Here is a 22,608-nt window from a genome sequence, read left to right as displayed (position 1 = left end):
AATAGCCTCTATTGATAATACGATAGAGGCTTTTTATCGTCCAACTAAAAACAAATTGATTATTGGTTACTAGGCTGAATAATAGAATTAAAAAAGCTCTGTACCGCTTGATGTATATGTTGATTAAGCGGGTAGCCTCTTTTCGATTGTAAATACCCTCCAGAAACACTCACCGTTTTAATCCGATCAGGCATTTTGGGCAATGGGTAACACGTAAGCCGATTATCGTGCATAAGCAGGTAACTGCTACTAAATGCCATTGCATCTGAGTGTACAAGTTTATCTACCATTACAGGAACGCTGTGGCTGATCAAAGCAATATTGGGCTCAACTCCCTGAGCAAGAATCAACTCATCGTACATATCGTGTTTCGCAATGGTTGAGTCCGATGCGTATTTGACGCGAGGAATAGTTTTCACTTCATCCCAGTCTGACGTTCTGCTGAGTATTGGATGATCTTTTCTGGCAACCAGATTAACAACAATGTCTGACAGATGATGAACATAGATATCTTGTGGAAGTTGGAACAGGGTGTAATGCAGCATGTAGTCGACCTCTCGGTCCAAGAGCTCTTGCAGCGAGTTCTGCTGCCAATAGGTGATTTTAAACTTAGCTTTAGGCAGTGCTTTGGAGAGAGATTGAAACAGCCCTCTGCCGAAGACATCAAGCAACGTTAATTCCACAGCAATAACAACGCTTCCTTCGTACTCTTCAGGGTTGAACTCTTGATAAGCTTCAAGTACTTGAGTAAACGGTATCAGCATATGCTCTGCTGCTTCTGCCAGCTTCTCTGCCAGCTCAGAAGGCTCTACACCATGTGCCTTCCTAATAAAAAGTTGATCGCCAAATGTTTCTCTGAGCTTTGCCATTCCGCGGCTTACGCTGGTTTGAGATATACCTAACTTTTCTGCAGCAACAGAGGTATTCCGAGTTTCTACCACCACTTTTAACAGCCGCAGTAAGTTCAAATCTAGACCTTCAAGGTTCTTATCCATGACGCTTTTCTATCCATTGTCTATGTCGCTCTTGTTTACAACATATCATAAAGTACTGTTAGCTTAGTTGTTTATCGAACTTTTATCAGCCAAGTTTACGAAAGCGGGCTAGAAACAGGTAGAAAAAAACCGCCTAATTGGCGGTTTTAAACAATAAACAGACTTAGAAATGCCACTGTAAGTAGAGCGAGTTGTAGTCACTTCCCCCTTTGATTCTTCCAAAAGCAGACGTGCTGGTAAAGATGCCAGAACGATGATGCAAGCTATAACCCAACCACAAATTGCTTAGAGAGTTGTTGTTTAACAAATCTCCCATATTCACATCCGCACTGAAGTCTAAATAGTTCATCAACTTACTTGGCTCATAGCCTTTATCATTTAAGTTTTTGTTCTCAATGTGACTAATTTTGGTGCTGTAGGAAATGCCTTCAGCAAAACCTAATCGAGTTCTAACCGCCCAATCAAATGTGTAGTAAGCCTTTATAGCCAATACATATTCATCAAAGGAGCTCTGAGTATCAGAGCTATGATGGTAAACGTAGCCTGGTGTTAAATAAAAATCGAGTGGGAGGCCAAACACTGAACCTGCCAAAGGGTGCCCATAGAAGACCGACATCATGGTGTTTCTATCTGGGTCTGTCTCGTTGTCAAACATGAATATCTCAGTTGGACCTGATTGTGTCGCTAGTCCACTGGCTAAACGAAGATATGCCCCATCGGGCAGTTTTGCTTGTGGAGAACCTATTGAGCTACCAAACATCGCCAACCCCAAGTAGCCTTCCCATTGGGTATGTGAATCTATTGTCTGGCTAGAGTAAGTATCGTGGTCAAAAAAGGTGGCACCAAAATGACCAACCGCATAAAGGTTTTGATAGATCTGGGTACGACCTTTGACGCCAACCTTGCTATCGACACCGGAGCCAATATCATCGATTTTCAGACCATAATAAGTATTATTAAACCGAGATGATTTCGCTCTCAATGAAGCGTAAAGAGAAGCTTCCCACCCTTTCCCCTCTAGTTGGTAATCGCCTGTCAGGTTCGAGTACATACGACCATCATTGTCGCTGAGTACCTCCAGACTAACGTCAACTTTCGGAGAATAATGCCATATGGCTTTCGCCCCAAAATCAATCTGCGATCCTTGAATCTCGTTCTGCGCGTACCGTGGAATATCAAAAAAGCGCATTTGAGCAGCCAGTCCAACACTAAAATCACGACTTTGATACAGGTGGTAACCACCAGACGCGCCATCGAGATAGAAGTTGTCACCTTTGTAGAATAGCAATGGCATCACGTCGTTAACGGTGTTTCCGTCCGTTTTAAAAGGCATAGAGGCGCTTCTGACACCAATCCCAACTCCCCAGCTTTCTTCTTTCTCAATGGCAGAATACTCAAGTTCACTCGCTATCGATAACGGAACCGTAAAAAGTAGAGGTAATACAAATTTATGCTTCATCTTTCACTCTTTTCATTTTGCTAGAGTGCAAGAGGCACTCTTTAATTACTCACCCTCCTTAGATGATTACCAATGCCTTGAAACATTGACCTCAAATATCCTTGACACAAAGATTCTATTGAAGTGACGCATCAATCGACACGTTTTACAGTTATTCATATTTGATGAAATAGCGGGCTTTCGTTAGCCATACGAGCAAACACAAATAAGCCCATCGATGATGGGCTTAAGGTGAAATTTAGATGAGTTATTGAGCTAAAGTAGCTTTCGGTTTTACTCGGAAGAACAACGCGTAGTTCAGAGGTATCACCACCAACGTCAGAACCGTTGCGAATAGAAGACCGAACATAATGGTCACTGCCATACTCTTGAAAAACGGGTCTACCAGCAATGGAGCTACACCAAGAATGGTCGTTGTTGCACCAAGAATAACAGGTCGCGCTCTGCTCATTGCGGCATCGATAATAGCGTCGTACGCAGCTTTGCCGTTGTTGACTTCATTCTCGGCTTGATCAACTAAGACGATTGCATTTTTCACCATCATTCCGACCAAGCTCAAGAAGCCTAGCGTCGCCATAAATTCAAATGGCGTTTGGAAGACGACCAAACCAATAGCGACACCAAGTACTGCTAGCGGAACTGTACACCAGATAACCAATGCCTGACGAATACCATTGAACATGAATACAACTGCCAACACCATTGCTGCAAAGCCATAAGGAGCAGATATCATTAAGCCTTCATCCGCCTCTTTTGCGTCCTTATATTCACCAAACCACTCGAGTTGGTAACCGACAGGTAGAGGCATGTTTTCAATCTTCTCTTTGACCGCATCTAGCGCTTCTGAAGTTAATACTCCTGAGCGAGGGTCAGCTTGAGCCATAATTGTTGGTACGCGATCGATACGGCGTAACATTGAGTCCTGCCACTCCAAATCAACACGGTCGACAAACTGTGCGAGCTGTAAGTACTGACCTGCAGTCGGGCTAAATACTTGTGTATTCTCGATACTTCGCTCATGCGTACGCTCGCTTTCTGGTGCTCTGACAACAATCGGAACTAAATCATTCCCTTCACGGTAGACACCCACTCGAGAACCAATTAACGACTGCTCCAATGCTTGATTCAATTCTTGCGTTGTCAGGCCAAACTGCTGAGCACGATCTGAAGCGTAGACAGGCTTCACAACTGGCACTTGCTGGCGCCAATCATCTTGAATAGCAACCAGTTCCGGAGTCTCTGCCATCAATTGCTTTGCTTGCTCTGCGAGTTGTCTTAACACATTGCTGTCTGGACCGCTAAACGCAGCTTCAATCTTCTTGCCACCGCCAGGTCCCAACATAAACTTCCACACATTAACCGACGCCTGCTCATATCGCTCATTAAGCTCAACTTGAAGCTCTTCGATAAGCGGTTCAATCACTTTAAAATCATCCACATCCACCAGCATTTGTGCGTAGCTTGTGTTCTGAGCTTCTGGTGAGTAAGTCAGCATAAAGCGTAAGCCACCAGAACCAATGAACGTCGTCGTATTCGTTACACCCTCTTTTGCTTTGACATCACGCTCAATGTCTAACATGACACTTTCTGTCGTCAGAATATCTGTGCCTTGAGGAAGAAAGACATCAATCACAAACTGCTCTCGTTGGGATTCTGGCATAAAGCCAGGCGGAACGTAGCTGAACATCTTCACACCTGCTAGAAACACCAAAACAACAATCGCTAACCCTTTCTTTTGGTTGTTTAACACCCACTCTAATGTTGATTTGTACCAAAGGCTGACTTTGCTCGGCGCTTTGTCTTGCTTATGTTCATTTACCTTCAAAAAATCATGACAAAGTAACGGCGTTACAGTGATTGCTAACACCCAACTTAGGAACATCGAATACAAGATGACCCAAAATAGAGAGCCTGCGTATTCACCCATGTTCGATGGAGACAAACCAATGGCGCTAAATGCACAGATACCAACGATAGTACCGCCGAGCAAAGGCATTTTTGTCTCATTAACGATGTCGTTGATGACTGATTTTTTATCAGCGTTTGGATTCTTCTGTAATCGAGTTATTACACCGTCAGTTACTACAATGGCATTATCAACCAACATACCGAGCGCAATGATAAGCGCACCAAGTGAGATGCGCTGCATTGCAATGTCGTCGATCAGCATAATGATCAACGTACCCGCTACCGTTAGCGTCAGAACAAAACCAATGACGATGCCCGTTCTCACTCCCATGAAAAGCAGTAGAACGATGAATACAATGACCACTGCCGCGATTAAGTTGTTAATGAAGTCAGCTACAGAGTCGCGAACAGAGTCAGATTGAATAGAGATTTCATGAAGTTCAATACCATGTGGTCGCTGTGCCTCTAATTCCGCAATGCGTGCTTTAACAGCATCACCCATCTCAACGACATTTCCACCTGCAACGTTTGAGATGCCCAAGCCAATTGCTCGCTCTCCGTTATAGCGCATTAAAACGGATGAAGGCTCTTCGTAACCACGTGTCACATTTGCAATATCCTGCAAACGCATCACCGTATTACTGTCCCCCAAACCAATTTGTAATGACTTCAACTGTTCAAATGAGCTGATGCTTGCGCTTGGAATGACTGAAATACGCATACCATCTGTATTTAACGCACCAGCAACGGTCACGACATTTTGCTTTTCTAATACTTGGTAGACTTGTTGAGCTGACACGCCAAACTGAGCCAAGCGGTCACTTGAGATTTCGACAAAAATCGTTTCTTGCTTCTCTGCAAGCGTTGCTGTCTTAGAAACGCCAGGCACCAACACCAACTCTCTGCGCAGCGTGTCCACATAATCTTGCAACTGCTTATCGGTAAAGCCATCACCAGTCACGGCATAAAACTGAGCATATACATCGGCAAAGTCGTCATTCACAATAGATGGCGCAGCGCCAGGAGGCAAAGAACGTTGAGCATCACTTACCTTTCTTCTCAACTTATCCCACACCTGCTGCAGCTCAGCTTCGGTATTGGAAAATTCACGTTTAATTTCAACTGTGACCTCCGACATTCCCTGCTTCGATACAGAGGTGATTTCTTTTACCTCTTGCAAAGATTGCGCAGCCCCCTCGATCACATCCGTCACTTCATCAGCAACTTCTTGAGCCGTAGCACCCGGATATGGCGTCACAATAACCGATTGGCGAATAACAAACTCAGGATCTTCAAAGCGACCCAACTTCAAGTAGCTGATGTATCCTCCAATAAGCATTAGAGCAACCATCACCCACACACTTGTGCGTTTTGCTATGGTGTATTTCGCGATATTCATCTTAGTAAGCCTCCGCGACTTGAGGACGTACAGCGATGCCCTCTTGAAGTTTTTGAGTGCCGGAAACCACGACTTTCTCTCCTAACTGCAAGTTAGAAACTTGAACACGCTCACCATTCAAGGAGCCGGTGAAAACCGTTCTCTTACTCAAGGTATTTTGTCCGTCTACCACCCAGACATATTGATTACCCATATTGTCTGGAACCACTGCCGAAAGTGGCACTTGGATCGCTGTTGTCTCGCCCTTCTGCCCACTGGAGTAAACTTGAACGTTCATTCCTGGTAGCAAGCGACTGCCTTCTTTCGAATCTACAGCAAACGTAACGGCATAAGTGCCTGTTACAGGGTCTGGCTCTGTTTCATACTTTTTTAGTGTCAGTGACAACTTTTCATACGGCGCAATAGGCGACTGAGCAAAGATTTGCGTCGCTTCAGTATTACGTGTCATGACACTCTCAGGTACGTGAATAGTGACATCAAGTTGAGACAAGTCATGCAATGAAGCGACCACTTCATTGCTCTGTACCAACACATGGTTATCAATAAGAGTACGACTCACAACGCCAGAAAAAGGGGCTCTAAGATTAGTATCATCAAGGCGGCGCAATGCTTCTGCATGCTGATTTTGCGCTAAGTTAAAGCGCAGCGTAAGCTCTTCAAACTGGCTTTTAGAAATTGACTGGCGTTGTTCAAACAGCGTCTTCGCTCGCTGGTACTCAGAGCGGGCATTGTTTAGTTCGACTTGTGCAGAGGTAAGTGCAATCTCTGCATCAGCCGAGTCTAGTTTCGCAATCAGTTGGCCTTCTTCCACTTGATCGCCTTCCTTAACCAGCATATCTACCACACGTCCGCTAGTTCGAAACGACAAATCAGCGCGGCTTGCAGAAGAAATCGTGCCGCTAAATGATAAGTCAGCGACTTGAACATTCGACACCACCTCAACAAACACGGGACGAACAACAGGCTTTGACACCTCAACTTCAGCTTCCGATTTACAACCAGTGAGCAGCACAGAAAATGCCATGGTCATCGCCATTGCTACTGGGCGTAATTTCTGAGCTTTAAAAGTATTCGAGTTTTTCACAACCATCTCCAAATGAATTAATTGATTAGTCACGTGTGTCATCCACGCTATTCATCCCTATTTGTTTTCCTTTTGCTGAGCAGTGTAACGAGTCGAGAAATTAACTCGACGGATAAGAGTTATTCATTTTTGCATTAGCAACTTCTACCTTTTGCATTTCACCACTTAAACAAGCCGGAACTTGGCATTCACAAGGAGCATTGTTCTGTCGAGGACTCGTTAAAGATTCCTCTGAAACAAACTGGAGATAAGTGGAAGTCGAGTGGTCATCTAAGAGATCGTTACCGCCACTGTAGTAGTTCATTGATGCCAATGTAGAAATGAGTTTCTTGATGTATCGCATGTACCACTCCTTATTCACGAAAGAAATTGGGAATAGGTAAACATTAAAAGAAAGGCCTTAGACATGACTATGGGTTAGAGATATTCAGATTTGGAACGGTGATGACTAGAGCTCACCAAAATTGAATATCTCCTATTCGTGTCGATCCAACACCCGTTCAAGCAAACTAGGTTCAACACTTTGAACAGGAGAGAAAGATGAAAGGCTACATTCCTGCTCTGATTATATTTTCGAGTTATCTAGTGTTCTTTTTCACCCTGACTCGACACATGGCATAGCAACCAACACATAACACTTTACGAATTAGGTTATTGAATTATGCAAGTTATAGAAATTGATGGGTTTCTTTCTTTTACCCTCGCTATCGTTTTGCTGTTTATCGGCAAGTTTGCCACGGTGCGTTTTAAAGTTTTGCAAAAATACAGTATTCCAGAACCCGTCATTGGTGGGTTTATTTGTGCACTTATCGTCGCCATCGTTTATTCAATATTTGATCTAACAATCGAGTTTGATTTGGCGATAAGAGACACCTTGCTGCTCTACTTTTTTGCAGGGATTGGTCTCAACGCAAGTTTTAAAACGCTGATATCTGGCGGTAAGCCATTATTTGTTCTCACTTTACTTGCCGTTATCTATATTGTTTTGCAAAACATCATCGGGGTTAGTATCGCTTCATTGCTGGGGTTAGAACCTTTACTTGGTTTGATGGCAGGCTCAATTTCACTGATCGGTGGTGTGGGCACGACAATGGCATGGTCTCCAACCTTTGCCGATATGGGACTAGAGGGTGCGTCAGAGGTTGGTCTTGCAGCCAATACTCTCGGCCTAATTTCCGCGTGTTTAGTTGGCGGACCTATCGCTAACTACCTGATCAAAAGACACAAACTGACTCCAAATACAGATCACAACTTAGATATTGGTGTTTGTCACAACGAAAAAACTAAACTTGATCACTTTGGTTACTTGTATGCTTGGTTAATGCTCAACGTGAGCCTAATCGTTGGATACTTCATTAACCTAGGGTTTGAAGCAATTGGCTTGCAACTGCCTATGTTTGTCGCCTGTCTCGTCGCTGGTATTTTGATTGGAAATGGTAAGTCTCTGCTGCTACGCAAAGAAAAAAACAAAAACGCCCAACTTGGTCATGCACTTATCTCGGATATTTGTTTGGGTATGTTCTTAACGATGGCGTTGATGGGACTTCAACTTTGGCAGCTACAAAGTACGATAATGTTCCTCGCAACTGTAATGTTCTTCCAAGTGGCACTATCGATCATCTTTACGATATGGGTGGTATTTCGTTTTATGGGGAAAGACTACGAAGCAGCGGTGATAGGCTCAGGCTTTGGTGGCATCACACTCGGCTCGACAGCGACAGCCATCGTCAACATGACCGCTGTGACACAGCAATATGGCGCAGCACATAAAGCATTTATCATCGTTCCTTTAGTGTGTGGGTTCTTCATTGATATCGCTAACGCTTTAATTATTAACTCGTTTACTACTTTCCTCTAAACACTTTTTATAGGGGAAGGAGGGGCACTTTCAACTTAGGAAGTGCCCTGATTAATAAGGATATTAAGAGTGTTTTGGTTTCGCCGTTGACTACACTTCTAGCTATAAAAACTGCCTTACACGTGTTGATTTTGGTTGGTAAAGAATTTTTCGGGGACGCTTTTCGTTATCAATATCCCCTTTTCTAGGAAGGTGACTTGGTCCGATACTTGGCGTACGAAGAATGTAGAGCTTAACTTTGCGTTTGAATAGCTAAACGGAATACATCACCGTTGCTTCACCGTCGACTGCGACTTCACCGTTCGCGTTCAACACTTGAGTCGATATCACTGCGATGGGTTTGTCGTCGCGTACGCTAGTCACTTCCACTTTGGCTGTGACGGTTTCGCCTACAAAGATAGGGCGAACAAACTTCAAGGATTGTCCTAAATAGATGCTGCCAGCTCCGGGTACTTTTGAGGCCAATAGGCCAGAGATAAGGCTAGATGCCAGCATGCCATGTACGATTGGGCGCTCAAATTGCGTGGTTTTAGCGAAATCTTCATCTAAATGGATTGGGTTGTAGTCCTCTGAGACACTCGCAAACGCTTCGACGGTTTGTTTATCTAGGGTCTTTTCTATGGTGGCAGTTTGGCCGATTTCTGGCTTCATTATGCGGACTCCTTTTCCATTTCTGCTTCTTGTGCGATGACATCTTGAATGCGTTGTTTCACGTATTCACCTGGCGCGTCGAGTTCTCCATCAAGTTCACGAGCTTCAATCATTTCAGAGAAGTTACGCTCATCAACCCAAGCTTGCCAATGCGCCCACCATGAGCCTTGATGTTTGTCGGCACTTGCAAGCCATTGAGAAGGAGCTTGGTCGTTGTTGTCGTTGGTCCAGAAACCATATTTATTTGAGTCGGCGTGATTCATTGGCCCAGCAATGTGCCCGCTCTCGGTAAGGACAAATTTGTTGTCTCCACCCAATAGTTTAGTGCCTTCAAAATTGCCATCCCACAGGGCGATATGATCATCAATGGCAGATAGGAAGTAGGCTGGTGACTTAACTTTACCCAAATCGATAGTCACGCCATCAATCACCAGTTCACCTTTGGCGAGTCGATTCTCAAGGTAGCACTGACGTAGTAGCTGGTTATGGGTCGCAGCAGTCACGTTGGTGTTGTCACAGTTCCAGTAGAGTAGGTCAAACGCCATAGGGCTTTCGCCTTTCAAGTAGTTAGAGATGTAGTAGTTCCAATACAGGCTGTTTTCACGGAGCAGACTGAATGACACCGCCATTTGGCGACCGTCCATATAACCGCGTTGGTTGTTTTGTGCTTCAATGCTGCTGATGATTGGATCATTGATGAACACACCTAGTTCACCGGGTTTAGTGAAGTCGAGAATGGTGGTGAGTAGAGTGACCGACTTAATACGTTGCTTGCGGCGTTTACCTGAAAGATAAGCCATAGCTGCGACTAAGGTTGTGCCACCAATGCAGTAGCCAATGCCATTGACTTCGCGCTCGCCGGTAACACTTTCAATTGCATCAAGCGCGGGTAACACGCCTTGCGTAACGTAGTTGCCGAAGTCGACATCTCGCATTTGTGCATTCGGGTTTACCCAAGAGATCATAAATACCGTGTGACCTTGGCTGACCAACCATTTCACGTAAGAGGTCTCAGGGTTAACGTCCATGATGTAATACTTGTTGACGAAGGGTGGTACGATCAGTGTCGGGCGTTTATAGACTTGCTTTGTGGTGGGTTTGTATTGAATCAGCTCAAACATCTCATTTTGGAACACGATCTTCCCCGGAGTCGAAGCAATGTTCTCACCTAAGGTGAACTGGTTCTTATCCGTCATGCGAATGTTGAGGATGTCGGCACTTTGCTCCAAGTCTTGACGAAATTGCTTCATTCCTTGGATAAGGTTTTCACCTTTACAGTCCATGGTCAGCTTGAGTATCTCGGGGTTGGTCGCAACAAAGTTGCTTGGCGACATGGCATTGAGGTACTGGCGAGTGAAAAATGAGAGGCGCGTTTTGGTCTCGTCATCCAAACCCTCACTGTTTTCTACTGATTGCTGAATGTTGTCACAGGCGAGTTTGTAGCTCTCTTTGATGTAGCGATAAAGCGGTGTGTCGTTCCAAGAAGGGTCACGGAAGCGGCGATCGGTCTCTTTGGTTTGTTCTTGATTGCCAAGAATACAATCGTTGAGTAGATTGACTTGTTGTGTCCACCAATTCATCTGCTGCTCAACCATATTGGTTGGGTTCTGCACCATTGAGTTTGCCCACTTTGTAAAGTCTTCTGATTGGGTTTTCATCAATGTGGATTGTGTTGGCTGACCTAGGTTGTCCATCCATGCTTGCCCATATTGGGACATAAGATCCATCATACCTTCAAAGGGCGATTTATTTTCCATTCTGACATCCTTGTAAGAAGTGATGCTGAGAGATGGCGATGCTTACCGTTGAGCTTCGCCATCAACCGACAAACAATAAATTAAGCACTTTTCGCGGTTTTAACCGCAGAAGCCGTCAGCTCATCAGCGGCAGATTTAAAATCTTGACCAAGTTGGGTCAGCTTTTGGCTATCTTCCATTAGCTGCTGTGAGATTTTGCTCGCGACTTCCATTTGTTTTGAGCCGTAAGCAGGGATGTCTTGCGGTTGCTTTAATGATGCGAGGCTTTGCAAAGATTCATTACCAAGCGCACTGTATGCTTGTAGGCTATCAAGTTGAATCTTGGTCAGTGTCTCGATGTTTTTAGTCACTAGCTGATTGAAGTTGTAGAACGGGTTAGTTACAGACTCTAGCTGTGAAGTGAAGGCTTTAAAGGTTTCCTGAGTAGACATAGTTTCATTCCTTGTACTAAGCAAATGGGGGAAGTGAGTATTCACTTCTAATGCAAATTATTGTTCGAAATGTTGCGCAACAGTTAACATATTGATCAAGATCAAAGCGAAAGTCATCCCGTTAAATGAGTGGAAAATCGCTCCAAAAATTTATGAATTTAAACATTTGTTTGAATTTTTTGTTTGAACGCTCAAACCCCAAAGAGGTAGGTGGGTTCAAGCGAAGTTTAATATGAGTCGCGTTTAATACAGCGCGCGCAATTCAGGAGATGAATTGGCATAAATGTGAAGTTTGTCACGTTATGGGTTTGGTTTAACCAGAGTGGTGAGCGCGAGTTGAACAAGTAGAGTGCGGTATATGGGCTCTTCCACTAGAGAGTTCGATGTTCTAGAGGGAGAGTTAGTCTGGAAGAAGGCCAACCTGTTACTTTAGGTGTCTGCCGCCATCAAGGTGCAGGGTTCTTCCTGTCATGTAGTGACTAGCCAAAACATACTTGATGCCATCCACAATTTCTTCAAAACCGGCCTCTGCAGGGATCAAAGCTTTTTGTAGAGCTTTGGCTTTGTAAGCATCGTCATCATGATCATTGAACTTAATCATAGCCGGAGAGACGGTGTTTACTTTTACCTTGGGAGCAAGCATGGTAGAAAACGAAAGTGTCAGGTTGTTGAGCGCGGCTTTACTTGCGGCGTACGCGATATGCTTTTTGCTGCCTTTCTCCGCGACATAATCACTGATATGGATGATGTCTGAGGTTTCGTAACCTGCCATCAATTGGTCTTTGAGCGTTAAGTTGACAAGATAGGGCACGCTCGCATGTACCGTCATCATCTGGTTCATGATTTGAAAGGCGTTTTCACTCGGGTTCTGTTTGTTTTCTGGCTTCCAATCAGAAGCATTATGTATGACCGCTCGAAGTGTTCTGTACTCTTGAGCAACGTAATGAAGAAAACCCTCTACGCTGCTTTGCTGATAAAAATCTACCTGTTGTAAGTCAGCTCCACAGTCGCGCAACTGTTTCAGTTGAGGATAGTCGCTTCGGTAAGTGCCGATCACTTTGTATCCATCCGACAAGAGTTGCTGAGCCAACGCGAACCCTAGTCGCTTGCCCACGCCGGTTATTAGAATTGTCTCACTCATCGTAAAAACTCAGCTCTGGTTTGAGGGTTAGTTTTGAAGATACCACCCAACGCAGTTGTCGTGGTTTCAGAGTTGGCATCCATAACGCCTCTCGATTTCACACAGTAGTGAGTGGCTTTGATGGTTACTGCAACGTTCTCTGTTTCAACCAATGCTTGTATTGCGACTAAGATTTGTTGCGTCAGACGCTCTTGCACCTGCGGGCGCTGAGCAAAGAAGCGAACAATACGATTGATTTTCGATAACCCCAGTATTTTAGATTCAGGAATATAGGCAACTTGCGCCATGCCGTCGATGGTGATGAAGTGATGTTCGCACGTCGAAGTTAAGTCGATGTCGGACACCTTAACCATTTCATCGACGGACATTTTGTTGTCTATCATACTGATTTTTGGGAAGTTATTGTAGTCGAGTCCTGAAAATATCTCGTGTACGTACATCTTTGCAATACGATGTGGCGTCTCAGCGAGACTGTCATCGGTTAGGTTCAACCCCAGTGTGCTTACCACTTCCGTTAACAGACCCTTGATGCGATTGTACTTCTGATCGCTGTTCATTTCGCTCGGCGTCATTGGCGTTTCAAGCCCTTTGGCGAGCAAAGCTTCTCTTACTTTTTCTGCTTCTGTGCTTAACATTGCCTCGCTCCTTATGAGTTGTTGTCTTGGGCTGCTTCATAGCTCAGGGTGAGCGAAACGGAATCCGCAAAACGAAGTGCGTGAGGTTTATCAATTCTCACTTGAGCGTATCGAACCCATGAATGATCGATACAGATTCCGAGCACATCGCTAGTCAATTTTTCTAGAAGCAGGAATCGTCCAGATTCGACGTGCTGAATGATCTTTTTACAAATGTTTTTGTAGTTGAGTGCATTGTCCACATCATCAGAGAGACACAAATTGTTTGCTGGATAGTGAATTTCCGCGTTGATAACGATGTCTTGCTGCTTGGTTTTCTCTTCTTCGTTGAAGCCAATATAGGTTCTTAGTCGGAGATTTGTAATGGTGATAATGGCGTTGTGATTCATAACAGTGTCCAATCCTTAGAAAGTGAAGTCAGTTACGTGCTTGTTTTGAAAAAAGATCAATAAAACTCAGGCGATTCAGTAGTCAGCGTTCTTATCAAAATGTTTACAGGCGCTATGTGAAATTGAACTCAAAACGGATGGGTTCGGTTTTCTGACTCAATTGGTCGAAGTTGTCCCAGAGCTGCTGATAGGAAACGTCGAGAGTAGGGTGGCGTTTTTGAGCGGCGATATCGACAAGCGGTCGAAGCACAAAGGCGTATTCGGTGATTTCACCTCTAGGCAGTTCTACTCCGTCAATGGTGCCTACTAAGTCGTCGTAAAGAAGGATGTCGATATCCATTTTTCGCGGCGCATACGCTTTGGTCTCACGCTGGCGACCGTTCTCCAATTCGATTTGACGTAGAATGCTTGATAGTTCAGCAACTGGAAGAGCGCATTCAAAGCCGACGACTAGGTTTAGGAAATTGTCGCCTTCAAAGCCAACAGGTACACAATCGTAAAACCTAGAAACCCGTAGAGGGGCGAACCGATCCTCTAGTGCTTTAAGAGACGCTGTAACGTGATGTTCTCGGTTGATGTTACTACCGATGCTTACATAAACGGTGGCCATAGAATTTTCTTTCCTTTTTAGGCAGCTAGTTACGTTTCATTTCGCAGTTAAGATCAGGTGTGTTTTTAAGTGTTGGGAAGTCAATCGACTAAAGGGTGGGTTTGGCCGAGCTGTTTTCGGCTACAACTACTGTGGTGACCACCCAGAGCAGATGGTTGAATGGTTTGATCGCTATATGAACATTTAAGCAATAAGAGACCTGGGATGTTGATTTCAAGGGTATGAAGATTACTAACCTCGGAATCTCACCGCGATAAAATATTTGCTCCTACAGGCGGTCCATAAACGCCCAACAGCTGACACTACTACATGTCGGGCGAAATGTGACGGTAGCTCTGTGAATCTTTCTCTAAGGTTTAGAAAGAGCCCTCAGTAAAATTTGTACCGTTTTGGTGTTTTTAGGGCGTTATTTTCTTGCCGTAATACTTCTATACGCCATGTCTGTTAGGTAATCGTTCAAGCGGTGTGATGCAGCGACGGCTTCTTCTGCATCAGTATGGCTTACTGCTCTCAATACAGCAGCATGGTGAGACGAGGCATCTACAAGATCAGAATTTTGATTTTTGTAGGCAAACCAAAAGCGGCGTGATAAGCCTTGAAGAGGAGCCATTGCTAACTGCAGATACTCATTTGCTGCCGCTTTGACCAATAAAATGTGGATTTCTTTTAGTAGCGTCGCATATTTTAGGTCGTCTTGGTTTTTCGCACACTCCTCAAGCTTGTCTGCAAGCATCAACATTTGCTGTTTCTCTTCGACACTCGCTCTGGCAGACGCATATTTCACACACAAAGCTTCAATATCACGGCGAACCTCAAGGATCTTGAGCTGGCTTTCGACCGAAATAGGTGGGATTTGGATCCCTCTGCGAGCATGGATCTCTACCATGCGTTCGTATGATAGACGTTGAAGAGCTTCTCTTACTGGCGTCCGACCAAGATCCATTCCTTCAGCAAGCTGCTTTTCACTCACCATACTTCCAGGTTCCAGCTCTCGGAAAATAATCATTCTTTCCAATTGGTTATAAGCCACATCAGTCTTATTTGCGTTGTTTATGGACATTCTACGCGCTATTCCTTTGATCAATTTTTTAGTGAGCGATCTCACGATAACCAGTTTCGCTATTGTACCACAAAAAAAAAGGGAATATATTTCAAACACACAACTGATATATCAGATGAACATCAGTTATCTATTAGTGAGGTAAGTATGAAAGATTGGAAAATTGTTCGTCGTTTTGAACAAGTACCGGATCTGCCAATTTTGGCTGAAGTTGATGTACTAGTGATCGGTGGTGGTGCTGCCGGTGTAGCTGCTGCTGAAACAGCTGGCTCTATGGGGAAAGACACCTGGTTAGTTGAAAAATACGGCTTTTGTGGTGGAGCAGCAGTGGCCGGTTTGTCGGGTACTATTTGCGGCATGTTCATGGCTTCAGACGAAGAGAATGCTCAACCTGAACAAGTAGTATTCGGATTCACGGAGCGGTTCCGTCAAGAGCTGAAGAAACGCAATGGAGTGACCGAACCTCAAAAATATGGAAAGACATTTACTGTTACCCATGACCCTTTGATATGGCGTGAAGTCGCCGACGATCTACTTGAAGATGCTGGTGTTACGACTCTTTTCCATACATCAGTCACGGGTGTGATCATGGAAAAAGATGCGTTCAAAGGTGTAGTCATCGAATCCAATGCTGGTCAAAGTATCATCCTTAGCAACATGATCGTTGATGCATCCGGTGATGCTGCGGTAATTGCTCGCGCAGGTATGGACTACTACTTCGGTGATCAAGGTCGTATCCAAAACCCGACGATGTTCTTTCGTATTGCTGATGTCGATATGGAGAAATATTTGGACTACTACGGCGATGATACGATATGCCCGCCAAAAGTGACCGAAAACATTCTCGCTGCTAACAAGAGCGGTGAATACACCTTACCACGTCATAAAATTTGGATTTTTCCAACCACTCGACCAGGCGAACTTATGGTCAACGCAACGCGCCTCGCCGGACAAGACGGCCGCATGTTGAATGTGATTGACCCTAAAGACTTTACAGAAGCTGAAGTTTTTGGTCGTCGTCAAGTTCGTGATTATGCCCGCTTCCTAAACCACTTTGTTCCCGGCTGTGAAAATGCCTACGTTGTCGATACTGGTGTTGAGGTCGGCATCCGACAAACACGCTCCATCGTTGGTGTCGAGACGCTAACTAATGATGATGTTATCAATTGCAACAAGCGCAAAGATGGTATCTGTCGCACACCTTGGCCAATTGAACTGCACTCAGGCGACAAACCAAAACTGCATTGGTTGATCAATGACTACTACGTCGTACCTTACAACACGTTGGTCCCGATCGTTGGTGAAAACATTATCGCCGCGGGACGCTGCTTGAGTGCTGAACATGAGGCTCTCGCATCGGCACGAGTAACGGCGCAATGTTTTGAGTATGGGCACGCAGCAGGAATCGCAGCTGTAAAAGCAATTAACGAGAACAGACGAATCCGCGACCTTACGGGCGAGGAAATCCGCGCAGTCATGATTGAAAATGGCAGCGCTTTATAAGGAGAAAACCCAATGAAAGATACTGTGATCAAACGAGTTGAGCTCTACGCTGTAGCCGATCGCGATGCTCCACCGATCCCTTGGGCCGACAACCAAGAGCCGCTACTCTACACCAACAACATCGTGCGTATTATTTGTAACGATGGAACCGAAGGTGTTGGTGCGACTATCAGCTATACAGAGAACGATTTTGACCGTTGCATTATTGAAGCCATGCGTACCATTGTGCCTGGGCTAATCGGAAAAAATCCATTAATGACAGATGAACTTAACACATGGTTAGGCGCGCGTTGTTCTTGGGGTGGTTTGCCAGCCAAGTCACCCATCGATATTGCTGCATGGGACATCAAAGGTAAGAAAGCGGGCATGCCACTATATATGCTGCTAGGTGGTGCACGCCACAAAATGAAGTCTTATGCATCTACTCCTATGTTCGACACGGTTGAAGAATACTTCCCATATGTTGATGACTGTATTGAGCATGGATTTACCGCAATAAAACTTCATTGCTACTGCGTATATGAAAAAGACGTAAAACTGGTAAACGCGATTCAAGAGCGATACGGCAAGACTGGTATTCGATTCATGCTCGATACGGCCACTTTCTATACACCAGCAGAAGCAATGAAGATGGCTAAGCTGATGGAAAGTTACGATTGGGAGTGGTTAGAAGCGCCGGTTTCTGACTATGACTACAAAACCTATCAACGTTTAGTCGATAAAACAGACCTAGAAATATCAAGCCATGGTAATTGTCTACTGACGCTTCAAGAAGTGACTTATGCGTTAGGCAATGGTTTTTGGTCAGATGTTCGTCAAGACGCAACAGTTTGTGGCGGCATTACTCCGCTTAATAAGTGTTTCGCAATCGCTGAAGGCCACTCTAAAAACTTAGAAATACAGAGTATGGGTTACACCATTACGCAAGCGGCCAACCTACATGTCGCCCTTGCACACAATAACTGTAAGTTCTTCGAACAGTTTTATCCATACGAAAGCTTCGAGCTTGCTTCTAAAACTCAAATCCGAACAGACCGAGACGGTTTTGTTCACGCACCAGAGGGTAATGGTTTAGGCGTTGAGATGGATTGGGACGCTGTAAAAGAAGCATCGATCGCTACCTATGTATTCGAATAATTAAAACAAAATTGACGTGAAACAGTTGTTCTCCTCTCAGAGGTGTGGGGAGAATAACAAGGAGTCCTCTATGGAAACTTACAACTCTAGCAACTTTGACCGAACTACGGTCTTAATCTCTTTGATCATTATAAGTGGGCTATCAGTCTTCTTCCTAACAGATACTGAGCGCGCTATTAGCATCGCTGGTGATATATTTACCATGATTGCTTACAACCTCGGTACCCCTATCTTATGGTTCGGTTTTGCCATGGTCGTTGTCTCGGTTTACTTAATGGTGAGCAAATACGGCAACATTCGAATGGGTAATGAAAAACCGGAATACTCCAATTTTGCTTACATTACTATGATGGCTTTGGCCGGTGTAGGCTCAGGTACTGTTTATTGGGCGTTCTTGGAGTGGTCGTACTACATTAAAACACCACCATTTGCCATTGAAGCGGGATCGGTGACAGCGCATGAATGGGCAGTCACATACTCTTTACACCACTGGGGTATTACGGCTTGGGCGCTTTATGCTATCAGCGCTGTGCCTATCATGTACTCTTACTATGTTCGCAAAAATCCATCGCTAAAAATAAGCGATATCATAAAAGGCATGATTCAAAACCAAGCGGTAGGTAAGGTTGTTGGTCGTATCATCGATATTACTTACCCTATTGCTTTAGTCTTTGGCCTGATTATCGTACTTGCTTTGGGCGTGCCAATCGTGTCTGCGGCAGTGGCGCAATTAACTGGGTTGCAAGACACCCTGATGCTTAAACTTGGAATGCTCGGCATTGTTGCTGCTTTGCTTATTGTCAGCTCTTTTGTCGGTATAGAGAAAGGGATGAAAAACATCTCAAGCTCTGGAACTTATTTCCTAATTGCTTTGGTTATTTACATCCTTATTTTTGGTCCGACTCTGTTTATCTTGGAGAATACCAGCACTTCGATCAGTCTGTGGGCGTCTAATTTCATCCATATGAGCCTTTATACGGATGCAATTACTCAAGACAAGTTCCCTCAAAACTGGACCGCTTACTTCTGGGCTTACTGGATGATCTTCATTCCTTTGATGTGTATTTTCATCACAAAAGTATCGAAGGGACGCACACTGCGTGAAGTAATCGCTTGTATGGTGGGGGGCGGTACTGTCGGCACTACAATCCTATTTTCTATCGTGGGTTCGTTCATGATGAAAACTCAGCTAGACAAACAGGTGAACATTAGCCAAATGGTTTCTGATGGCCAAGCCAGCCAATCGATTGTAGAAGCACTAAACACACTGCCTTTCTCATCATTGATTCTGGTTGTATTTATTGTTTCCACCTTCCTATTGTTGGTTACCACGTTGGATGGCTCTGTGTTTACCGTTGCGTGTCAAACTCAACACGTGCTTGATAAAGACAAGAACCCAGCAAGAATGCTGAAGATCTTCTGGTGTCTGGTTATTATCGCGATTCCAGCTGTATTCATCATCGTGAAAGCACCAGTAGGCTCTATGCAATCTGCGATATTGATATTTGCAGCACCCTTACTTGTTCTGGTGAGCTTTATGTTGATGAAGACCTTTAAATATATGAATGAAGACTATGGGCAATTCACAGCTCAAGAAATTCAACGCATGCATCAGTTAGAAGTGTCACCAAAAAAAGCTGAAAACGAAAAAGAGGCTGTCGACGCAGAACCTGTTTTAAACTAGGCATGAGGTAACAACAAGTCATTTACGCCCTACGTGTAAATGACTTGTCATTTGTCGTTCTGGCAACCCTCGCTTTGCTTGGTTAACTCTAAGCCGTCTAAGCTTGCATGAACCCCGCAATAGAAAACGTACTCTGAACAGTGATTGTTTGAATCATTTACGAGTAGTTTGTCTCCTTGAACCATCACCTCTAACTCACAATCAATACTACATTCAGGCTCACTGTAACGATACACAAGTTTATCGCCTGACAGTTTCATATTAAGAGACCCATCAACATCTTCACTAGGTGAGCCCTACGACCCGCAATGTATCTTGCTTTTATTCGATCCCTACTCACGAATAAGGGCTATTGGTAATAACGTATTCTTAAATATCCTGAATCAGGTCTGGAACAATCGTGTTCCACAAGGGTAAACTTCAGCCAAAGCCTATCGTTTGGCACCTATGACAAGCGTTGCTCGCCAGCACAGCGGTGAAGCGATGTTCTTATCACTTAACTAAGTAACAGTATGACGAAAAAGTACACAACCTCCAGTCACTGGGGGGCAGGGATCGCAGAGGTCAAGGACGGCAAATTAGTTCGCGTCAGTGCACATCCACTTGATACGGATCCTTCTCCTATTAATGACAACATGCACAGCTCTCTATATGGCTCAGCCAGAATAAAGAAGCCGGCTGTTCGTAAAAGCTATCTTGAGAATGGCCCACAACATAAAAATAACACACGAGGTCAAGAACCTTTTGTTGAAGTGTCTTGGGAAACAGCCTTCGACCTGATCAGCAAAGCGGTTAAATCCACTCGTAATGAGCACGGCAACGAAGCGATATTTGGCGGTTCTTATGGTTGGGGTAGTGCGGGGCGTTTTCATCATGCTCAAAGCCAGCTTAAGCGATTTTTAACCTGCGCCGGTGGCTTTGTAAGTAGCCAAGGTAACTACAGCTACAACACGGCACTTATCCTGTTGCCACATATAGTTGGTGATTTTGACAAGCTGACATCTACTGCAACTCGCTGGTCGACGATCGCCAAAGAGGGTGAGTTGGTCGTTATGTTTGGTGGTGTACCACTTAAAAGCGCTCAAGTTTCTCCTGGCGGTTGTACACGTCACCGATTGAAAGACGAACTGCTGGCATGTCGCAAAGCAGGTGTGGAGTTCATCGACATCAATCCGTGTCGTTCAGACTCTCCGGCAGAAATTGAAGCAGAATGGCTGGCAGCAGTACCGGGCTCTGATTCAGCGATCATGCTTGGACTTGCGCATACCTTGCTTGTTGAAGACCTTCATGACAGCGCATTCCTCGACAAATATACCGTTGGGTTTGATGAAGTTAAGGCGTACCTGCTTGGTAAGAAAGACGGTGTCGCTAAAACAGCAGAGTGGGCGAGCGCGTTATCGGAAATCCCAGCTGAACGCATTAAACAACTCGCTCGCCAGATGGCAAAGTCACGCACCTTTATCTGTACCGCGGCAGGGGTTCAGAGAACGGAGCATGGTGAGCAGACGCTGTGGGGGACGATCACTCTAGCTTCTATGCTTGGTCAAATTGGTTTACCCGGCGGTGGCTACGCGATTGCGTATGGCTCTGACGGTGGGATTGGGCTGATGCATCGTCCTATTCGCTGGCCAGCATTCCCACAACGCAAAAACGACGTTGATGCTTTTATTCCGGTGGCGTGTGTTTCCGATATGTTGCTCAATCCGGGGGATGAGTACCAATACAACGGTATGAACTTGACTTATCCGGATATTCGTATGGTTTGGTGGGCCGGTGGCAACCCATTCCACCATCATCAAGACATTAACCGCTTAATTGAGGCATTCCAGCAACCTGAAACCATCATCGTTAATGAGATCAACTGGACTTCAACGGCAAGGTTTGCCGATATTGTGTTACCAGTAACGACAACGTTAGAGCGAGAGGATATCGGTGCTGGCTCTCGTGACAACAGCTTGATCCCGATGCCGAGAGTCGTTGAGCCTGTTGGCGAAGCTCGTGATGAATTCGATATTTTCACAGAGATCGCAAAGCGTTTGGAAATTGAAGAGGACTTCACTCAAAACAAGACCTCACGTGAGTGGCTTGAGAGCATGTGGCAAAAGCTGATCCCTGAGTCGAAAAATTTAGGTGTTGAGCTTCCAGATTTTGATACGTTTTTAAATGGGGACGTCATCGAGTTTGCGGATCCTAACCCAGACACTGTATTGCTTGCAGAATTTAGACAAGATCCAGATTTGCATCCATTGACAACACCAAGTGGTAAGATCGAGCTTTATAGCGAACGAATTGCCTCGTTTGGATATGATGATTGCCCGGGGCAGTTTACCTGGCTACCTCCGACAGAATGGTTGAAATCAAAACAAGCGGAAACCTTCCCGCTGCATATGATTTCAGGGCAGCCGAAAACAAAGCTGCATAGCCAACTCGACTCCGGTAGTTACAGCCGAAACGCTAAGATTAAAGGGCGTGAGCCAGTGATGATCAATCCGGTAGATGCGAAGGATCGAGGAATTGAGGACGGCGATATCGTTAAGGTCTTTAATGATCGAGGAGCGTGTCTAGCTGGTGCGGTTGTTACTGAAGACATTCGAGAAAGAACCATCTATCTGTGCACTGGTTCATGGTATGACCCGATGAATCCAAGTGAGAAAGGTAGCCTTGATAAACACGGTAACCCGAATGTTCTCACTCACGATAAACGTACATCGAAGCTGTCACAAAGTACTGCCGCTCACAGCGCGTTGGTCAATATAGAGAAATTTGAAGGCGATTTGCCGGAGATAACTGTATTTGACTCACCGGAGATGTCAGCCGAGTAGTGAACTTCCTTGTTGACTCGTGTTATACGCGGGTTCTGATGAACTAAAAGAAAAGGGTAGCGAAATGCTACCCTTTGTTTTTTCT

At 44.8% G+C, this 22,608-nt stretch carries 19 protein-coding genes and 1 pseudogene; 5 read left to right on the top strand and 15 right to left on the bottom strand.

Going from position 1 to position 22,608, the window contains the following annotated elements:
• Positions 1 to 59 precede the first annotated feature (59 nt).
• The 5 genes from VFDL14_RS13630 to VFDL14_RS13650 all read right to left on the bottom strand — a co-directional run bounded on the left by VFDL14_RS13630 (position 60) and on the right by VFDL14_RS13650 (position 7,188).
• A complete protein-coding gene (locus VFDL14_RS13630; RefSeq protein WP_032550756.1) occupies positions 60 to 995 on the bottom strand; it encodes a LysR family transcriptional regulator in 936 nt (311 codons plus the stop codon).
• A 163-nt stretch (positions 996 to 1,158) separates the two neighbouring features.
• Entirely contained in the window at positions 1,159 to 2,454 is a 1,296-nt protein-coding gene (locus tag VFDL14_RS13635) for a MipA/OmpV family protein (protein WP_032550755.1), read from the bottom strand.
• Between the two features lie 247 nt (positions 2,455 to 2,701).
• The gene (locus VFDL14_RS13640) at positions 2,702 to 5,761 is read right to left on the bottom strand and encodes an efflux RND transporter permease subunit (RefSeq protein ID WP_032550754.1); all 3,060 of its coding nucleotides are present in this window, start codon (positions 5,759 to 5,761) and stop codon (positions 2,702 to 2,704) included.
• A gap of 1 nt (position 5,762) precedes the next feature.
• Positions 5,763 to 6,845 carry an efflux RND transporter periplasmic adaptor subunit gene (locus tag VFDL14_RS13645; protein WP_160168788.1) on the bottom strand — a complete coding sequence of 361 codons (1,083 nt, stop codon included), beginning with the start codon at positions 6,843 to 6,845 and terminating at the stop codon, positions 5,763 to 5,765.
• A gap of 100 nt (positions 6,846 to 6,945) precedes the next feature.
• On the bottom strand, positions 6,946 to 7,188 hold the full coding sequence (locus VFDL14_RS13650; protein WP_032550753.1) for a hypothetical protein: 243 nt from the start codon (positions 7,186 to 7,188) through the stop codon (positions 6,946 to 6,948).
• Positions 7,189 to 7,506: 318 nt separating this feature from the next.
• Here VFDL14_RS13650 and gltS point away from each other — a divergent pair, with 318 nt between their 5' ends.
• Positions 7,507 to 8,703 (top strand): sodium/glutamate symporter, encoded by a 1,197-nt coding sequence (gene gltS / locus VFDL14_RS13655; RefSeq protein WP_032550752.1) that lies wholly within the window; start codon positions 7,507 to 7,509, stop codon positions 8,701 to 8,703.
• Between the two features lie 102 nt (positions 8,704 to 8,805).
• Here the strand turns inward: gltS and VFDL14_RS24325 are convergent.
• The 9 genes and pseudogenes from VFDL14_RS24325 to VFDL14_RS13695 form a co-directional block, all read right to left on the bottom strand.
• Positions 8,806 to 8,924, bottom strand: a pseudogene (locus VFDL14_RS24325) (amino acid ABC transporter ATP-binding protein); the annotation flags it as partial.
• A 31-nt stretch (positions 8,925 to 8,955) separates the two neighbouring features.
• A complete protein-coding gene (locus tag VFDL14_RS13660; RefSeq protein WP_032550751.1) occupies positions 8,956 to 9,354 on the bottom strand; it encodes a MaoC family dehydratase in 399 nt (132 codons plus the stop codon).
• Positions 9,354 to 11,111, bottom strand: coding sequence for a class I poly(R)-hydroxyalkanoic acid synthase (gene phaC, locus VFDL14_RS13665; RefSeq protein WP_032550750.1), 1,758 nt, complete (start codon positions 11,109 to 11,111; stop codon positions 9,354 to 9,356). Before phaC ends, VFDL14_RS13660 begins: the two co-directional genes overlap by 1 nt.
• An 80-nt stretch (positions 11,112 to 11,191) precedes the next feature.
• On the bottom strand, positions 11,192 to 11,542 hold the full coding sequence (locus VFDL14_RS13670) for a phasin family protein (RefSeq protein ID WP_004738385.1): 351 nt from the start codon (positions 11,540 to 11,542) through the stop codon (positions 11,192 to 11,194).
• A gap of 424 nt (positions 11,543 to 11,966) precedes the next feature.
• On the bottom strand, positions 11,967 to 12,683 hold the full coding sequence (gene folM / locus VFDL14_RS13675; RefSeq protein WP_032550749.1) for a dihydromonapterin reductase: 717 nt from the start codon (positions 12,681 to 12,683) through the stop codon (positions 11,967 to 11,969).
• Positions 12,680 to 13,318 carry a GTP cyclohydrolase I FolE gene (folE, locus tag VFDL14_RS13680; protein WP_032550748.1) on the bottom strand — a complete coding sequence of 213 codons (639 nt, stop codon included), beginning with the start codon at positions 13,316 to 13,318 and terminating at the stop codon, positions 12,680 to 12,682. The genes folM and folE overlap by 4 nt, the downstream gene beginning before the upstream one ends.
• Positions 13,319 to 13,329: 11 nt before the next feature.
• Positions 13,330 to 13,707: a dihydroneopterin triphosphate 2'-epimerase gene (folX, locus tag VFDL14_RS13685; protein ID WP_032550747.1), complete on the bottom strand. Its 378-nt coding sequence runs from the start codon at positions 13,705 to 13,707 to the stop codon at positions 13,330 to 13,332.
• A gap of 112 nt (positions 13,708 to 13,819) precedes the next feature.
• Positions 13,820 to 14,317 (bottom strand): 2-amino-4-hydroxy-6-hydroxymethyldihydropteridine diphosphokinase, encoded by a 498-nt coding sequence (folK, locus tag VFDL14_RS13690; protein ID WP_032550746.1) that lies wholly within the window; start codon positions 14,315 to 14,317, stop codon positions 13,820 to 13,822.
• 406 nt (positions 14,318 to 14,723) lie between these two features.
• Positions 14,724 to 15,377 carry a GntR family transcriptional regulator gene (locus VFDL14_RS13695; protein WP_032550745.1) on the bottom strand — a complete coding sequence of 218 codons (654 nt, stop codon included), beginning with the start codon at positions 15,375 to 15,377 and terminating at the stop codon, positions 14,724 to 14,726.
• Between the two features lie 147 nt (positions 15,378 to 15,524).
• On the opposite strand from VFDL14_RS13695, the gene VFDL14_RS13700 reads away from it, so the two are divergent.
• From VFDL14_RS13700 to VFDL14_RS13710, 3 genes are all read left to right on the top strand, one after another.
• Positions 15,525 to 16,880 carry an FAD-dependent oxidoreductase gene (locus tag VFDL14_RS13700; protein ID WP_032550744.1) on the top strand — a complete coding sequence of 452 codons (1,356 nt, stop codon included), beginning with the start codon at positions 15,525 to 15,527 and terminating at the stop codon, positions 16,878 to 16,880.
• A 12-nt stretch (positions 16,881 to 16,892) separates the two neighbouring features.
• Positions 16,893 to 18,017, top strand: a complete 1,125-nt coding sequence (locus tag VFDL14_RS13705; RefSeq protein WP_032550743.1) for a mandelate racemase/muconate lactonizing enzyme family protein — start codon at positions 16,893 to 16,895, stop codon at positions 18,015 to 18,017.
• A gap of 70 nt (positions 18,018 to 18,087) precedes the next feature.
• A complete protein-coding gene (locus VFDL14_RS13710; RefSeq protein WP_032550742.1) occupies positions 18,088 to 19,701 on the top strand; it encodes a BCCT family transporter in 1,614 nt (537 codons plus the stop codon).
• Positions 19,702 to 19,748: 47 nt separating this feature from the next.
• On the opposite strand, the gene VFDL14_RS13715 is transcribed toward VFDL14_RS13710, so the two are convergent.
• Complete coding sequence (locus VFDL14_RS13715) at positions 19,749 to 19,961, bottom strand: hypothetical protein (RefSeq protein ID WP_050487389.1); 213 nt, start codon at positions 19,959 to 19,961, stop codon at positions 19,749 to 19,751.
• 252 nt (positions 19,962 to 20,213) lie between these two features.
• Between VFDL14_RS13715 and VFDL14_RS13720 the strand changes: the two genes are divergently transcribed.
• Positions 20,214 to 22,523, top strand: a complete 2,310-nt coding sequence (locus VFDL14_RS13720) for a molybdopterin-dependent oxidoreductase (RefSeq protein WP_032550741.1) — start codon at positions 20,214 to 20,216, stop codon at positions 22,521 to 22,523.
• Positions 22,524 to 22,608 lie beyond the last annotated feature (85 nt).

It is taken from the genome of Vibrio fortis (assembly GCF_000695685.1).
Classification (GTDB): domain Bacteria; phylum Pseudomonadota; class Gammaproteobacteria; order Enterobacterales; family Vibrionaceae; genus Vibrio; species Vibrio fortis_A.
The sequence above is the reverse complement of the archived record's forward strand: the minus strand, read 5'-3'. Positions and strand labels throughout refer to the sequence as shown.

Excerpts from the sequence above, each read along its gene's own strand:
- folK (WP_032550746.1), bottom strand. The coding sequence starts at position 14,317 with ATGGCCACCGTTTATGTAAGCATCGGTAGTAACATCAACCGAGAACAT.
- VFDL14_RS13705 (WP_032550743.1), top strand. The coding sequence starts at position 16,893 with ATGAAAGATACTGTGATCAAACGAGTTGAGCTCTACGCTGTAGCCGAT.
- folM (WP_032550749.1), bottom strand. The coding sequence starts at position 12,683 with ATGAGTGAGACAATTCTAATAACCGGCGTGGGCAAGCGACTAGGGTTC.
- VFDL14_RS13640 (WP_032550754.1), bottom strand. The coding sequence starts at position 5,761 with ATGAATATCGCGAAATACACCATAGCAAAACGCACAAGTGTGTGGGTG.
- VFDL14_RS13630 (WP_032550756.1), bottom strand. The coding sequence starts at position 995 with ATGGATAAGAACCTTGAAGGTCTAGATTTGAACTTACTGCGGCTGTTA.
- VFDL14_RS13710 (WP_032550742.1), top strand. The coding sequence starts at position 18,088 with ATGGAAACTTACAACTCTAGCAACTTTGACCGAACTACGGTCTTAATC.
- gltS (WP_032550752.1), top strand. The coding sequence starts at position 7,507 with ATGCAAGTTATAGAAATTGATGGGTTTCTTTCTTTTACCCTCGCTATC.
- VFDL14_RS13650 (WP_032550753.1), bottom strand. The coding sequence starts at position 7,188 with ATGCGATACATCAAGAAACTCATTTCTACATTGGCATCAATGAACTAC.
- VFDL14_RS13670 (WP_004738385.1), bottom strand. The coding sequence starts at position 11,542 with ATGTCTACTCAGGAAACCTTTAAAGCCTTCACTTCACAGCTAGAGTCT.
- VFDL14_RS13720 (WP_032550741.1), top strand. The coding sequence starts at position 20,214 with ATGACGAAAAAGTACACAACCTCCAGTCACTGGGGGGCAGGGATCGCA.
- VFDL14_RS13715 (WP_050487389.1), bottom strand. The coding sequence starts at position 19,961 with ATGAAACTGTCAGGCGATAAACTTGTGTATCGTTACAGTGAGCCTGAA.
- folE (WP_032550748.1), bottom strand. The coding sequence starts at position 13,318 with ATGTTAAGCACAGAAGCAGAAAAAGTAAGAGAAGCTTTGCTCGCCAAA.
- VFDL14_RS13695 (WP_032550745.1), bottom strand. The coding sequence starts at position 15,377 with ATGTCCATAAACAACGCAAATAAGACTGATGTGGCTTATAACCAATTG.
- phaC (WP_032550750.1), bottom strand. The coding sequence starts at position 11,111 with ATGGAAAATAAATCGCCCTTTGAAGGTATGATGGATCTTATGTCCCAA.
- folX (WP_032550747.1), bottom strand. The coding sequence starts at position 13,707 with ATGAATCACAACGCCATTATCACCATTACAAATCTCCGACTAAGAACC.
- VFDL14_RS13635 (WP_032550755.1), bottom strand. The coding sequence starts at position 2,454 with ATGAAGCATAAATTTGTATTACCTCTACTTTTTACGGTTCCGTTATCG.
- VFDL14_RS13660 (WP_032550751.1), bottom strand. The coding sequence starts at position 9,354 with ATGAAGCCAGAAATCGGCCAAACTGCCACCATAGAAAAGACCCTAGAT.
- VFDL14_RS13700 (WP_032550744.1), top strand. The coding sequence starts at position 15,525 with ATGAAAGATTGGAAAATTGTTCGTCGTTTTGAACAAGTACCGGATCTG.